We start from the raw sequence: 13,746 nt of genomic DNA on the forward strand, positions 1-13,746 counted from the left end.
CGGCCGCTATCGTGTGCACTTGTCGTAGGGCTCAGGCCGCGATGGCTTGGCGGGCGGTCGCCATTGTCATCTTCCGCTCGGCGCGCTCCTGCTGCGGTGAGCGGTGGTAAAGTTCGCGATAACACTTGGAGAAATGCGACGCGGAGACGAAGCCGCAGGCAACCGCCACTTCGACAACAGGCATCGACGACTGCACCAGCAGGTGACGGGCGCGATCAAGCCTAATCTCGAGATAGTAGCGGGCAGGGGAGCGGCCCATTTCCTGGCGGAACAGGCGCTCGATCTGTCGGCGCGACAGGCCGGCGCCGTCGGCGATCTCCAGCAGCGACAGCGGCTCGGCGAGATTGCCTTCCATCAATTCGATTATCGACAGAACCTTGCCGTTCTGGACGCCGAGACGGGCGCGCAGCGGCAGGCGCTGACGGTCGTGCGGGCTGCGCACGCGGTCGGTCAGATGCTGCTCGCAGACGCGGTTGACCAGCGTCTCGCCGAAATCCTCGCCGATGAGGTTGAGCATCATGTCGAGCGAGGCGGTGCCGCCGGCGCAGGTGTAGAGATTGCTGTCCACTTCGTAGAGATCGGCATAGACCTCCGCCTGCGGGAAGGCTTCGGAGAAGCCCGGCAGGTTTTCCCAGTGGATCGCACAGCGCTTGCCATTCAGGAGACCAGCCTGGGCAAGCACATGCGCGCCCGTACAGAGACTACCGACGGCGACGCTGCGATTGTAGGATTCGCGCAACCACGCATTGACGGACTTGTTGTTGAATTCCTCGACGTCGATGCCGGAACAGACCAGCACCATGCTCGGGCGGTTTTCGCCGCCGAGATTGCGACGCTCGTCTGCCAGCGATGTGTTGGCCTCGACGCCGATGCCGCAGGAGGAATAGACCTTTTCGCCATCAACCGAGGTCAGGCGCCAGGTATAGGCCTGGTAACCCAGCATGCGGTTGGCGATGCGCAGCGTATCGATCGCGGCCGAAAAGGGCAGCATCGTAAACTGCGGTACCATGAAGAAGACGATGGAGCGTTTCTTATGCGACATCTTGCTCATGCGAGAAATCCATGATGGAGGGCCAATGCGCTATTGGTGCTTGGATTGCGCCGCTTAGATATTCAGAAAGCGACATTCTCATGGAAAAATGCGGCCGCAAAGAGCAAAAATGCGACATTGCTTTAATTGACGTCGGTCAATTGGCTTTTGACAAGAACAAATGTTCGCCAAAAGTCGGTTTGGAAATACATGTTCCTGATATTCAAGATTAAATCACGAGCGGCCTAAAACGACGAAAGCGGCGCTGCGGGGAAGCAGGCGCCGCTCTCATGCGGGGAGGTATGTCGCATCCATTACATCGCCTTGTGGTCGTCTACATTATCCGCCGACGGCCAGCCAAAATCCTTGCGCATGTCGATCGGCATGGCTTCGATTTCGCGTGCTGCCTGCCACTGATGCCATGCGCGGGCAACCTTGCGGGCGTAGGCTGACAGGGAGTGGTCGTGATGAGCCACATGGGGCAGCTTGTTGTCTCTGAAGGTGATCGTGGTCATGTCGAATGTCCTTTCTCGTATCGACCGACGTCTCTCGGTTGTGAATTCGTTGTTACTGATATGGTGCTTTGCGGCCCATCAATCAAACGAATAGAGTTTATGGCTATCATCAATCATTTTGAATGATTGGCCGATTATCTGGATCGGGCAGCCAATGGCGCTGACGATGACGACGGTGATGCCCGCTGGCACATACCGGCGCGGCACGTTCACGTCGGCGGCAAGGTGGCCGGGCTGGCGGGCGATCTGTTCGATGGCGGTGCGTCGCATCGCCAGAACACGGCGGCGGGCGATGAAGTCGCGCAGGCTGTCTATGAGGGTTCGAGTGGTCATCGGTTTGTCTCCTTCATCGAAGTAATCCGATGCCAACCAGACTGAACCTCCGTTGACTTTCAATCAAACAAAATGATATTGTGTTATGTATCAAGAAAATTGAAAGATGAGATGATGACAGCTCCGCTTCGCCGTCCCATTCCGCTCCTCGACAACGATGTGCTGCGCACCTTCGTGGCGATCGCCGAGACCGGCAATTTTTCAACGGCCGCCGAAGCCGTCTTCCGAACGCCGTCGGCGGTGTCCATGCAGATCAAGAAACTCGAAGAGCAGCTCGGCGCGACGCTGTTTCTGCGCGACGCGCGCTCGGTTTCGCTGACGCAGCATGGCGAGGTTCTGCTGTCGTACGCACGCAACATGCTGGCTCTCTCCAATGAGGCCGTGTCGCGCTTCATCATGCCGGAGTTAAGCGGCGTCGTGCGGCTGGGGGCGCCGGAGGATATCGGCGAGCGCATCCTGCCCGGCATCCTGAAGAACTTCGCCGAGAACTTTCCCGGCATCATGGTCGATGTCACCATCGACATGAGCCTGGGGCTTCGCAAGCGCATGGAGGAGCAGAGGCTCGATCTGGCGCTGATCAACTGCGCCACGCGCCCGCTGCCGACCGATGGCGAGATCGTCTATCGCGAAAGGCTGGTCTGGGCCGGCGCCAAGTGCGGTACCGCGCATCGCCGCGAGCCGCTGCCGATCTCCATATGGGAAGAGGGGTGCATCTGGCGGCTGGAAGCGCTTGCGCAGCTCGAGCGGATGAAGCGGGATTTCCGCGTGGCGTTTCTAAGCGGCCATACGATGGCGCAACGCGCCGCCGTGGTCTCCGATCTCGCGATCGCGCCGCTGCCGCGCTCCTATGTCGGAGAGGATATGGAAATCCTCGGCGCGCAGGACGGGCTGCCCGAACTCGGCTCCTTCGATATCCGCCTGTTGACCGTCTCGCAGATGACCGCGCCGATGAAAACGGTGGCCGAAAGCATCCGACTGGCATTCAGCGAGAAGGCCAAGGCGATCGCTGCCTGACGGTCATCCGGGCACGGAATTCGTGCCCGGCTAATATCGTTCATTTAAAAAAGAGAAGTCCGGCTGAAACCTTTTTGGGTTCAGTGCGTTATCAGCGCGCAGCAGTCGTGCGACTGGCTGCGGAGAGCGGTTTTTTAAACAAGGGATTTCCGACTATGACCACCACGGTAAAGATTGGTGCTGCCATCATGCTTCTGTTCACTCTTGCTTCTTGCGCCAACACCATCCGTGGCGTCGGTCGCGATACGGCAAACGCCGTCAACGCCACGCAGGATGCCGGCCGTAGCGTCAATCACGCTGCCAAGAAGTAAGCCGGCTCAGATTTTCGCCTGCGGATAGGCTTTTTCCAGTCCACCCGATGCCGTCAGGCCCTTGCGGAAGGCGGCATAGGCGGGATGTTGACTGGACTTGGAAGCTTCCATCAAGCGAATCTGGAGACGCGGCGGCGCTGCGTCTCCAACCCATTTTCCGAATGCCTCGAGTTTCAGCGAATTCAGGAACGGCGCGCGCGACGCATTGTCGAGGTGACGATGGACGCCATCAATCAGGCTGTCGTCCTGCACCGGATTTTCCATGATCAGCCCGAGATAGGACTTGTCCTGTTCGCCCAGCGCGGAAAACTTGGCGGCGATCGTCTCGGAATCGGGAAACGGGGCTGAGGTCATCGTCATTCTCCATGTCGTGTCATTCGTCGCTGGAAGCGGCGAGTCGTCTTTGGCGACTTATATGCAACGTGCTTGCTTGCGGAAACCTGTCGCCTGTGCGGCAGCCTGTCTCAACCCGCTCATATCGTTGCCGAAACAAAATCGTCAAAAGGGCGCGAATTCATATTTGGTTAAGTGCTCACTAACCATCCGGTAACAATGTGGCGTTAAGAATAGCGACGTGGCGGGGGACAACCGCTGCTTCTCCGGATCAGGTATTGCGTCCCGGGGAACGTGAGCTTGGCCGTGTATGGGCAAAGCGCCAGCGTATTTCGGCAAGCCGCGCGACCTTAGGTCTGCGCGGCTTTCGCATTTCAAGCGGCTCCGATTGAGCCGTTGCGATTGACCGGGACTAAAACGCCGTTGTACGCCGTCTTCAGTTTTGAGGAGCGCCGCGCCAATGACCAAAGCCATCATGCTGCAAGGAACCGGCTCGGATGTCGGCAAGACGGTGCTCGTCGCCGGCCTATGCCGGCTGGCTGCCAATCGCGGCATCTCGGTGCGCCCGTTCAAGCCGCAGAACATGTCGAACAATGCCGCGGTCGCCGATGATGGCGGCGAGATCGGGCGGGCGCAGTGGCTGCAATCGATGGCCGCGCGCGTGCCATCCTCCGTGCACATGAACCCGGTGTTGCTCAAGCCGCAATCGGATGTGGGAAGCCAGATCATCGTGCAGGGCAAGGTCTGGGGGCAGGCCAAGGGGCGCGACTACCAGCGGCTGAAGCCGCAATTGCTCGACTATGTCACCGAGAGCTTTCAGAGGATTTCGCGCGGCGCCGATCTCGTCATCGTCGAGGGGGCGGGGTCGCCGGCCGAAATCAACCTGCGGCCCGGCGATATCGCCAATATGGGCTTTGCGACGAGGGCCGGCGTGCCGGTCGTGCTCGTCGGCGATATCGATCGCGGCGGGGTGATCGCTTCGCTGGTCGGGACGCACACGATCCTGTCTGACGAGGACCGGGCGATGATCTCGGGCTATATCATCAACAAGTTTCGTGGCGACGTGTCGCTGTTCGACGACGGGATCGCTGCTGTCGGGCGTTTCACCGGCTGGCCCTGTTTCGGCGTCGTGCCGTGGCTGAAGGCCGCCGCGCGGCTGCCGGCCGAGGATTCGGTGGCGCTGGAGCGGCTGGCGCGGGGGCAGGCCGGGGCTCTGAAGATCGCGGTTCCGGTTTTGCCGCGGATCGCGAATTTCGACGATCTCGATCCGCTGCTGGCGGAGCCGAATGTGGAGCTGGTTTTCGTTCGCGCTGGCGAACAGCTACCTGCCGATGTGCAGCTGATAATCCTTCCGGGCTCGAAGTCGACCATTTCCGATCTTGCGGATTTCAGGGCTCAAGGCTGGGATAAGGATCTCTCCGCGCATATCCGGCGCGGCGGACGGGTCATCGGCATTTGCGGCGGCTACCAGATGTTAGGGCGCATGGTGCGTGATCCGCTGGGGATCGAAGGGAGTGTGCGCGAGATCGAGGGGCTCGGTTTGCTCGACGTCGAGACCGTCATGGACGCGGAGAAGACCGTTCGCAACAGCGTGGCGGTTTCGGCCGAGAATGGCGAGGCCCTCTCGGGCTACCAGATCCATCTCGGGATTACCGAAGGCGCCGACCGCGTGCGGCCTTTCGCGATCGTCGATGGCAAGCCTGATGGCGCGATATCCGGGGACGGGCGTGTCATTGGGACGTATCTGCACGGGCTGTTTGCCAGCGATGGCTACCGGTCTCGGCTGCTCGCAAGCTTCGGCCTGACGGGCCAAAGCCGCGACTATCGCGCCGGCGTCGAGCAGGCGCTTGACGAGGTTGCCGCCGAGCTCGAAACGCATCTGGACAAGCGCTGGCTCGACAACCTGTTGGGTTAAATCTCGCCCGAGACCTCGCGGCGGCGGCGGTCCAGTTCTTCGCTGTAGCGGCGCAGCGTGTGGGCTTCGCTGAGCTGGCCGACCACGGTGCGCTCGACGAGATTGTTGACGACGGCAAGCGCTTCGCTCTCCGTCTTGTCGAAGATCGCGGCGGCCTGCTTGGCGTTCATCTGCGGTGTCAGGAAGTCGTTGCGGTAGCGCACGAATTCGTCGAGGCCCTTGCTCTCGTCGGCGGTGTCGGTGAGGTTGGCGTAGATATCGGGCACAAGCACGAGGCCGGCATATTTGCCGCTGTCCTCGACCAGGATCACGCGCTGGGCCGAACCGATCGGGAAGCTTTCCTTGAATTGCTCGATGCTGATGCCGACCTTCGCGGTCTTGACGTCGGCGCGCATCAGCTTGTTGACCGTCAGATTGCGGATCCAGCCGACATCATGGGCGCTGCGGATGCTTTCGCCACGCAGGTGGAAACGCCATGTGGCGAAGGAGTAGCCGAAGGTGCTGCGCACGACCAGCGACGAGGTGATGACGGCGGCCAAGACCAACGCCGTGATCGGGAAGTCGCCTGTGATCTCCAGCGCCAGAAAGGTCATGGTCAACGGCCCGCCGATGACGGCGACGGCAAGCGAGCTCATGCCGACGACGGCATAGATGATCGGCGTCAGCGTCGCATGGGCGAAATAAGGGGCCGAATAGGCGAAGAACTTGCCGAGCAGCGCGCCCATGAACAGCGAGGCAAAGAACAGGCCGCCGCGGAAGCCGGAGCCGATCGAGATCGCCGAGGCCAGCGCCTTCAGCAGGAAAAGGCCGATCAGCACGGGAATCACGACCTCGCGGTCGAGATTGAGATGCAGGGCGCCATGGCCTGCCGACAGCACCTGCGGTGTCACCAGCGCCAGCAATCCGACGATGATGCCGCCAAGCGCCGGGCGGAACGGGAGCGCGATCGAGCTGCGGCGTGCGAGCTCCTCGATAAAGGCGACGCCCTGCATGATCAGGATGCCGATGCCGGCGCAGAAGGCGCCGAGCAGGATGGCCGGCACATAATCAGCCGGCATGACGGTGCCGAAATCGCCGACATCGATGATGAAGTCGCTACCAGCCAGCAGCCGTGCGACCAGCGTGGAAACGAGCGCCGAGACGACGACGGGTGTGAGCGACACGATCGTATAAGTGCCGATGATGAGCTCGAAGGCATAAAAGGCGCCCGTCAGCGGCGCGTTGAAGGCGGCCGCGATGGCGCCGGCGGCGCCGCAGCCGACGAGAACGCGCAAGTCGGCGCGGCGCAGCTGCAGTTTGAAGCCGAGTTTCGATGCGATGCCAGACGCCAACTGCGTGTAGCCGGCCTCGAGGCCGACCGAGGCGCCGAAGCCGTTGGAGATCAGGTTCTGGATGGCGACGATGATGCTGTCGGTCAAGGACAGGCGGCCGCCATGCAGCGCGTTGGCCTCAATCGGGTCGACCATCGGCTTCTTGCGGGTCTTCGCCAGCACATACATCAACAGGCCGAGCAGGATGCCGCCGCAGACGGGGGCCGCCATCAGCAGGAACTTGTCGTCGATTTGAGACGAGCTCAGACGCTCTACGTCGCTGATCCCGAAGATCAGGCTGTGCATCTCGCGCGAGATGAGGCTCATGCCGGTGACGGCGAGGCCTGATGTGACGCCGATCAGCGCGCCGGCCAGAACCATGCCCATCTCGCTGCGCCTCAGGAGCGCGCGCATGCGCCCCGCATCGAGCAGTGTGTGTAGCGGGCCGAGCCGTCTAAGATTGATTTTCAGGCGCATGATGGGGAAACTAGGCGGGCGAAAGCCCGTTCAAGGGTGGTAAAGGAGGGGACATTTGCGGTGCTGCGCCGCATGCGCTGCAAATGCGGCAAAAACCCGGCTGACGCAACAAGTTTTTATGACATTAAGTCTCTGATAATAGACGATAAATCTGGTAGAGATGATCGTCTTGGTGTTTGATATCAGTCAATTTGGCTGGTGGCCGCGATTGGCGGTCGATTGACTTCGCAGCCGCGCTTGCCTAACCATGGATCGATAACGGATGGTTCCGGATCGCCAAAAGCGGTGCGGATGAAAAGGGAATGTGACGGGGTGGACCCAACCAGGGCGCCTTCATCACAGCCGACCCCGCGACTGTAGAGCGGTCAGGGTCTTCCGTCCGGCGTCGGATGCTCCCAAGCTGGCTGCCTGCGTGGTGCAGGCGGGCGAGGGGCTGAAGGCGGCGGAAAAGCCACTGGCGACGCAAGCCATGATCAACCGGGGTTGGACGCCTCCTTATCTACGAATCGTCCGCCTTTTCATGATTGCAGCCGGGAAGGCGAGGAAGAACCGATGGCACGATCGGGATGGCCTGCGTGGCTATTCCGATCGTCGCCTGGACCCGCGAGCCAGGAGACCTGCCAATCGTGCCGGGCGCAAAGCCCACCCCTGGGCAAGTGTGCCCAATGCCAGCACGGAGGTTGTCATGGCAGACAATGAGATTTTGGCGTCGGCGTCAGGCCGGACGCGCTCCTTTGAAGTCGTCCACGCATGACGACCGCATCCTCTACGCTTGTTTTAGGTGGCGCCCGCTCCGGCAAGTCGCGCTTTGCCGAACAGCTCGTCATCGACAGCGGCCTTGAGCGCCACTACATCGCCACCGGCCGTGCGTGGGACGAGGAGATGCGTGCGCGGATCGACCAGCACAAGGCCGATCGCGGTGACCTCTGGACGACGCATGAGGAGCCGCTCGATCTCGTCGGCCAACTTGCCGCGATCGACGGCGAGGGGCGGGCGGTGCTTGTCGATTGCCTGACGCTGTGGGTCACCAATCTGATGATGGATGAGCGCGATATGGCGGCGGAATTTGCGGCACTGGCCGCCTGTCTGCCGAAGGCCAAGGCGCGCCTCGTCATCGTTTCCAATGAAGTCGGCCTCGGCATCGTGCCCGAGAACCGGATGGCGCGCGAATTTCGCGACCATGCCGGGCGGCTGCACCAGATGATCGCGGCGGTCGCCGCGGATGTGTATTTTATCGCGGCGGGACTGCCGCTGAAAATGAAGGGTTGAATTGATGAACCAGCAAAAGATCCCCGCCACCGTCATCACCGGCTTCCTCGGCGCCGGCAAGACGACGATGATCCGCAACCTGTTGACCAATGCGGGCGGCAAGAAGATCGCGCTCATCATCAACGAGTTCGGCGATCTCGGCGTCGATGGCGAAGTGCTGAAGGGCTGCGGCGCTGAGAATTGCACCGAGGACGATATCATCGAGCTCACCAATGGCTGCATCTGCTGCACGGTTGCCGACGACTTCATCCCGACCATGAGCAAGCTCCTGGAGCGCGAGAACCGTCCGGACCATATCGTCATCGAAACCTCGGGCCTAGCTCTCCCGCAGCCGCTGGTCGCCGCCTTCAACTGGCCCGACATCCGCACGCAGGTAACCGTCGATGGTGTGATCACCGTCGTCGACAGCGCTGCCGTCGCCGCCGGCCGCTTCGCCGACGATCACGATGCCGTCGACGCCCGCCGCGTTGAGGACGAGACGCTCGATCACGAGAGCCCGATCGAGGAACTCTTCGAAGACCAGCTCACCTGCGCCGACCTGATCGTGCTCAACAAGACCGACCTCATCGACAGCGCCGGCCTTGCCCGCGTCCGCGACGAGGTTGCTTCGCGCACGGCGCGCAAGCCCGCGATGATCGAGGCGAAGAACGGCGACGTGCCGGCAAGCGTTCTGCTCGGCCTTGGCATCGGCACCGAGGAAGATATCGGCAACCGCAAGTCCCATCACGAACTTGAGCATGAGGACGGCACGCCGCATGATCACGACGAGTTCGACAGCTTCGTCGTCGAGCTCGGGCCGATCGCCGATCCGGCCGCCTTTGTCGAAACCCTGAAGGGCATCATTGCCGAGCACGACGTTCTGCGCGTCAAGGGTTTCGTCGACGTTCCCGGCAAGCCGATGCGCCTGCAGCTGCAGGCTGTCGGCAGCCGTATCGACCACTATTTCGACCGCGCCTGGGCTGCCGGCGAGGCGCGCGGCACGCGGCTGGTGGTGATCGGGTTGCATGAGATGGATGAGGGTGCTGTGCGCAAGGCGATCGAGGCGCTTGCATAAGGCAATACGATGCACCTTCTCCTAGCCCAGCAGGGAACGATCAGCGACGGCGAGGAGGCGATCGATCTTGGTCAGTCTCCCGGCGATATCCTGTTCCTCTCCGCCGCCGACACCGAACTGGCGGCGGTAGCGGCTACGCATGGCCGACGAGCAGGTGCGCGGTCGCTGCGCATCGCCAGCCTGATGAGCCTCAAGCATCCGATGTCTGTCGATGCCTATATCGAACGCACGGCGCGGCATGCGAAGCTGATCATCGTCAGGGCGCTCGGAGGGGCCAGTTATTTCCATTACGCGCTCGAGGCGCTGCATGCGGCGGCGGCGCGGCATGGGGCGCTGATTGCGGTGCTGCCGGGAGATTCGAAGCCGGATGCGGGGTTGACGCCGTTTTCGAACGTGCCGCTTGAGGATCTGAATGCGCTCTGGGCCTATCTGATCGAGGGGGGCGATGCGAACACGCATGCGTTTCTCGACTACGCCGAGGCGATGCTGTCAGGGGCTGAGAAGCCGGAGGCGGCAGTGCCGTTGATGAAGGCCGGGATCTGGTGGCCGGGGCGGGGTGTTGTCGGGGTTGAGGAGTGGCGGCTGCTGTCGGCGGGCGGGTTACCCCCCTCTGTCCTGCCGGACATCTCCCCCACAGGTGGGGAGATTGGCTGGGAGCGCCCGCTCGCTCCAACCTCAACTGTCTGGCTGGGAGATAACAACGAGTCGATCTCCCCCCTTGTGGGGGAGATGCCCGGCAGGGCAGAGGGGGGTATCGCGAGTGAGGCGCTAGCCACCGCGAACACCCCCACCATCGCCATCTCCTTCTACCGCGCCCTGGTGCAAAGCGGCGAAACGCGACCCGTCGAGGCGCTGATCGAGGCTCTTCTCGCTCAAGGAATCCGACCGCTGCCGGTCTTCGCCTACAGCCTCAAGGACCCCGTCTCCAAGGGCATCCTCGAAAGCGTCTTCGCGGCCACAAAGCCCGACGTCGTCATCAACACAACAGGCTTCGCGGTCTCTGCGCCCGGTGCGGAGCGGCAGCCAACGGTGCTCGAGGCCAGCGACGCCGTCGTGCTGCAGGCGATCTTTTCCGCATCGTCGAAGGAGGCATGGGAAAGCTCCTCGCAAGGGCTTTCGGCACGCGATCTTGGGATGAACGTGGCGTTGCCCGAGGTCGATGGCCGCGTTCTTTCCCGCGCGGTCTCGTTCAAATCGGCAGCGCGCTACGATGCGTTGGTCGAGGCCAATATCGTTGCCAGCGAACCGGATGCGGGACGCATGGCTTATACGGCGCGGCTTGCCGCCAACTGGGCCCGGCTGCGGCAGGCAAAGCCGGTCGAGCGGCGGGTGGCGCTTGTGATGGCGAACTATCCGAACCGCGACGGCAGGCTTGGAAACGGCGTCGGTCTGGACACGCCCGCGGGCACGATCGAAGTGCTCCGGGCGATGCGCAAGGCCGGTTATCCGGTCGCCGATATCCCTGCTGATGGTGACGCGCTGATGCGTCATATCGTGGATGGGCCGACCAATTCCGGGCGTGACGGGAAGGTTATCCGCGAGACGCTTTCCGTGAGTCGTTACAAGGATTTCCTCGCAACTCTTCCGAAAAAGATTCAAGACGAGATCGGTGCGCGCTGGGGCGAGCCGGAGGCGGATCCCTATGTCGTGGATGGCGCGTTTGCGCTGCCGTTCACGCGTTTCGGCGATGTGCTCGTCGGCATCCAGCCGGCGCGTGGCTACAATATCGATCCCAAGGAAAGCTATCACTCGCCGGATCTCGTGCCGCCGCACGGCTATCTCGCCTTCTACGCCTTCCTGCGCCATCAGTTCGATGCGCACGCTGTGATCCACATGGGCAAGCACGGCAATCTCGAGTGGCTGCCGGGCAAGGCGCTGGCGCTTTCGGAGAGCTGCTACCCGGAAGCGATCCTCGGGCCGCTGCCGCATCTCTATCCCTTCATCGTCAATGACCCCGGCGAGGGAACGCAGGCCAAGCGCCGCACCGCCGCCGTGATCATCGACCACCTGACGCCGCCTTTGACGCGGGCCGAGAGCTACGGGCCGCTGAAGGATCTCGAAGCGCTGGTCGACGAATATTATGAGGCGTCTGGTGGCGATCCGCGACGGATTCGGCTGTTGGGGAAGCAGATCCTCGAACTGGTTGCGGATATCGGGCTTGATCAGGATGCGGGTATCGCGAAGGGGGAGAGCGAGAGTGAGGCGTTGAAGAAGCTTGATGCCTATCTCTGCGATCTCAAGGAGATGCAGATCCGCGATGGGCTGCATGTGTTTGGGGTATCGCCGGCAGGGCGGTTGCTGACGGATCTGACGGTGGCGTTGGCGCGGGTGCCGCGCGGGCTGGGTGAGGGTGGTGACCGGAGTTTGCAGCGGGCGATTGCTGGGGATGTTTTTGGGAGTGTTGGTGATGTGGTGGGGAGCTTGGTGGGTGGATTACCCCCCTCTGTCCTGCCGGACATCTCCCCCACAAGGGGGGAGATCGACTCGTGGTCTGCTCCCCAACCAAACGGCGAGGTTCGAGCGAGCGGGCAAGCCCAGCCAATCTCCCCACCTGTGGGGGAGATGCCCGGCAGGGCAGAGGGGGGCACCCCATCCACCAGCGCAACCTTTGACCCTCTCGACTGCGACATGGCTGCTGAATGGACCGGCCCACGCCCCGATATCCTCGCGGACGTCTCGTCCGATCCGTGGCGCACCCAAGGCGACACCGTCGAGCGTATCGAACTGCTGGCCGCCAAATTCGTGTCCGGCGAACTTTCAGTCCCAACCCTCTGGTCCCAAACCAGAGCCGTCCTCCACGAGATCGAAACCCGCCTCAAGCCTGCCATCCTCGCCTGCGGCGACGCCGAGATCGAAGGGCTGCTGCGTGGCCTCGATGGCCGCTTCGTCGCCCCCGGCCCCTCGGGCGCACCGACGCGCGGGCGGCCGGATGTGTTGCCGACGGGGCGGAATTTTTACTCCGTAGACAGCCGCGCGGTGCCGACGCCGGCGGCCTATGAGTTGGGCAAGAAGTCGGCCGAGCTTCTGGTCCGCCGTTATGTGCAGGATCACGGCGAATGGCCGGTGTCCTTCGGGTTGACGGCCTGGGGGACGTCGAACATGCGCACCGGCGGCGACGATATTGCCCAGGCGCTGGCACTGATCGGCGTGAAGCCGGTCTGGGATATGACATCACGGCGGGTGACCGGTTACGAGATCATTCCGCCGGCGATGCTCAGAAGGCCGCGCGTCGATGTGACGTTGCGCATCTCCGGCTTTTTCCGCGATGCCTTTCCGGAGCAGATCGCGCTGTTCGACAAAGCGATCCGGGCTGTCGGGGCTCTGGATGAGGATGCTGACGATAATCCGATCGCGGCGCGGATGCGGGGCGAGGCGGCGCGGCTTGAAGAGGCTGGGCTAGATGCGGCGCAGGCGAAGAGGCGGGCAGGGTATCGGATTTTCGGGTCGAAGCCTGGGGCTTACGGCGCCGGGCTGCAGTCGCTGATCGACGAGAAGGGCTGGGAGCGGCGTGCCGATCTGGCGGAGGCCTATCTGGTCTGGGGCAGCTACGCCTATGGCGCCGGCGAAGAGGGCCGGGCCGAGCGCGGTGTCTTCGAGGAGCGGCTTCGCTCCATCCAGGCTGTTGTGCAGAACCAGGACAACCGCGAACACGACCTGCTCGACAGCGACGACTACTACCAGTTCGAAGGCGGCATGGCGGCGGCGGCGGAAACGCTCGGCGGCAGCAGGCCGTCGATCTATCACAATGATCACTCCATGCCGGAGAAGCCGGTCATCCGCTCGCTGGAAGAGGAGATCGCTCGCGTGGTGCGCGGTCGTGTCGTGAATCCGAAGTGGATCGATGGCGTGATGCGCCATGGCTACAAGGGCGCTTTCGAGATCGCCGCGACCGTCGATTATCTCTTCGCATTTGCTGCGACCACAGGGGCTGTCGGCAACCATCATTTCGAGGCGGTCTACCAGGCCTTCGTCGTCGATCAGCGCGTGCGCGATTTCATGATCGAGAAGAATCCGCACGCTTACGACGAGATGAGAGAGCGGCTGTTGGAGGCGATCGAGCGACGGCTCTGGACGCCGCGCAGCAATTCGGCGCAGTTCGATCTTGCTGCCACAGACCATACACACGACAGATCAGGCGGTGCCGACACCGCCGACCGATTGAAGATTGCATCCGGGGAAGTTTGA

12 protein-coding genes and 1 riboswitch are annotated in these 13,746 nt (G+C 62.5%); of the genes, 7 read left to right on the forward strand and 5 right to left on the reverse strand.

What is annotated here, in order from left to right; translation table 11 throughout:
* Positions 1-31 precede the first annotated feature (31 nt).
* Positions 32-1,051, reverse strand: a complete 1,020-nt coding sequence (locus ACIQUB_RS03560) for a GlxA family transcriptional regulator (protein WP_018900461.1) — start codon at positions 1,049-1,051, stop codon at positions 32-34.
* A gap of 11 nt (positions 1,052-1,062) precedes the next feature.
* On the opposite strand from ACIQUB_RS03560, the gene ACIQUB_RS03565 reads away from it, so the two are divergent.
* A complete protein-coding gene (locus ACIQUB_RS03565) occupies positions 1,063-1,263 on the forward strand; it encodes a hypothetical protein (RefSeq protein ID WP_162737582.1) in 201 nt (66 codons plus the stop codon).
* Between the two features lie 81 nt (positions 1,264-1,344).
* Here the strand turns inward: ACIQUB_RS03565 and ACIQUB_RS03570 are convergent, their stop codons facing one another.
* Together ACIQUB_RS03570 and ACIQUB_RS03575 are read right to left on the reverse strand one after the other, a co-directional pair.
* Entirely contained in the window at positions 1,345-1,545 is a 201-nt protein-coding gene (locus ACIQUB_RS03570) for a hypothetical protein (RefSeq protein ID WP_111561972.1), read from the reverse strand.
* Positions 1,546-1,623: 78 nt separating this feature from the next.
* Positions 1,624-1,878 carry a hypothetical protein gene (locus tag ACIQUB_RS03575; protein WP_113238879.1) on the reverse strand — a complete coding sequence of 85 codons (255 nt, stop codon included), beginning with the start codon at positions 1,876-1,878 and terminating at the stop codon, positions 1,624-1,626.
* Positions 1,879-1,950: 72 nt separating this feature from the next.
* Between ACIQUB_RS03575 and ACIQUB_RS03580 the strand changes: the two genes are divergently transcribed.
* Both ACIQUB_RS03580 and ACIQUB_RS03585 read left to right on the forward strand, forming a co-directional pair.
* Complete coding sequence (locus ACIQUB_RS03580; RefSeq protein WP_026283379.1) at positions 1,951-2,892, forward strand: LysR family transcriptional regulator; 942 nt, start codon at positions 1,951-1,953, stop codon at positions 2,890-2,892.
* 155 nt (positions 2,893-3,047) lie between these two features.
* Positions 3,048-3,203, forward strand: coding sequence for an entericidin A/B family lipoprotein (locus ACIQUB_RS03585; RefSeq protein WP_018900667.1), 156 nt, complete (start codon positions 3,048-3,050; stop codon positions 3,201-3,203).
* Positions 3,204-3,209: 6 nt separating this feature from the next.
* On the opposite strand, the gene ACIQUB_RS03590 is transcribed toward ACIQUB_RS03585, so the two are convergent.
* Positions 3,210-3,557 carry a hypothetical protein gene (locus ACIQUB_RS03590; protein WP_402928683.1) on the reverse strand — a complete coding sequence of 116 codons (348 nt, stop codon included), beginning with the start codon at positions 3,555-3,557 and terminating at the stop codon, positions 3,210-3,212.
* Between the two features lie 439 nt (positions 3,558-3,996).
* Between ACIQUB_RS03590 and ACIQUB_RS03595 the strand changes: the two genes are divergently transcribed.
* Complete coding sequence (locus ACIQUB_RS03595) at positions 3,997-5,451, forward strand: cobyric acid synthase (protein ID WP_113238877.1); 1,455 nt, start codon at positions 3,997-3,999, stop codon at positions 5,449-5,451.
* Here ACIQUB_RS03595 and ACIQUB_RS03600 read toward each other — a convergent pair.
* Positions 5,448-7,238 (reverse strand): chloride channel protein, encoded by a 1,791-nt coding sequence (locus ACIQUB_RS03600; RefSeq protein WP_018900664.1) that lies wholly within the window; start codon positions 7,236-7,238, stop codon positions 5,448-5,450. The genes ACIQUB_RS03595 and ACIQUB_RS03600 overlap by 4 nt on opposite strands.
* Positions 7,239-7,484: 246 nt before the next feature.
* A riboswitch (cobalamin riboswitch) is annotated at positions 7,485-7,878 on the forward strand.
* 110 nt (positions 7,879-7,988) lie between these two features.
* Between ACIQUB_RS03600 and cobU the strand changes: the two genes are divergently transcribed.
* From cobU to cobN, 3 genes are read left to right on the forward strand one after another with little or no spacing between them, the layout of a single operon-like run.
* Positions 7,989-8,507 (forward strand): bifunctional adenosylcobinamide kinase/adenosylcobinamide-phosphate guanylyltransferase, encoded by a 519-nt coding sequence (gene cobU, locus ACIQUB_RS03605; protein WP_113238876.1) that lies wholly within the window; start codon positions 7,989-7,991, stop codon positions 8,505-8,507.
* 4 nt (positions 8,508-8,511) lie between these two features.
* Positions 8,512-9,561, forward strand: coding sequence for a cobalamin biosynthesis protein CobW (cobW, locus tag ACIQUB_RS03610; protein WP_113238884.1), 1,050 nt, complete (start codon positions 8,512-8,514; stop codon positions 9,559-9,561).
* A 9-nt stretch (positions 9,562-9,570) separates the two neighbouring features.
* Positions 9,571-13,746 (forward strand): cobaltochelatase subunit CobN, encoded by a 4,176-nt coding sequence (gene cobN, locus ACIQUB_RS03615; protein ID WP_402928685.1) that lies wholly within the window; start codon positions 9,571-9,573, stop codon positions 13,744-13,746.

The sequence above is a fragment of the Rhizobium sp. NPDC090275 genome (assembly GCF_044772225.1).
GTDB lineage: Bacteria > Pseudomonadota > Alphaproteobacteria > Rhizobiales > Rhizobiaceae > Rhizobium.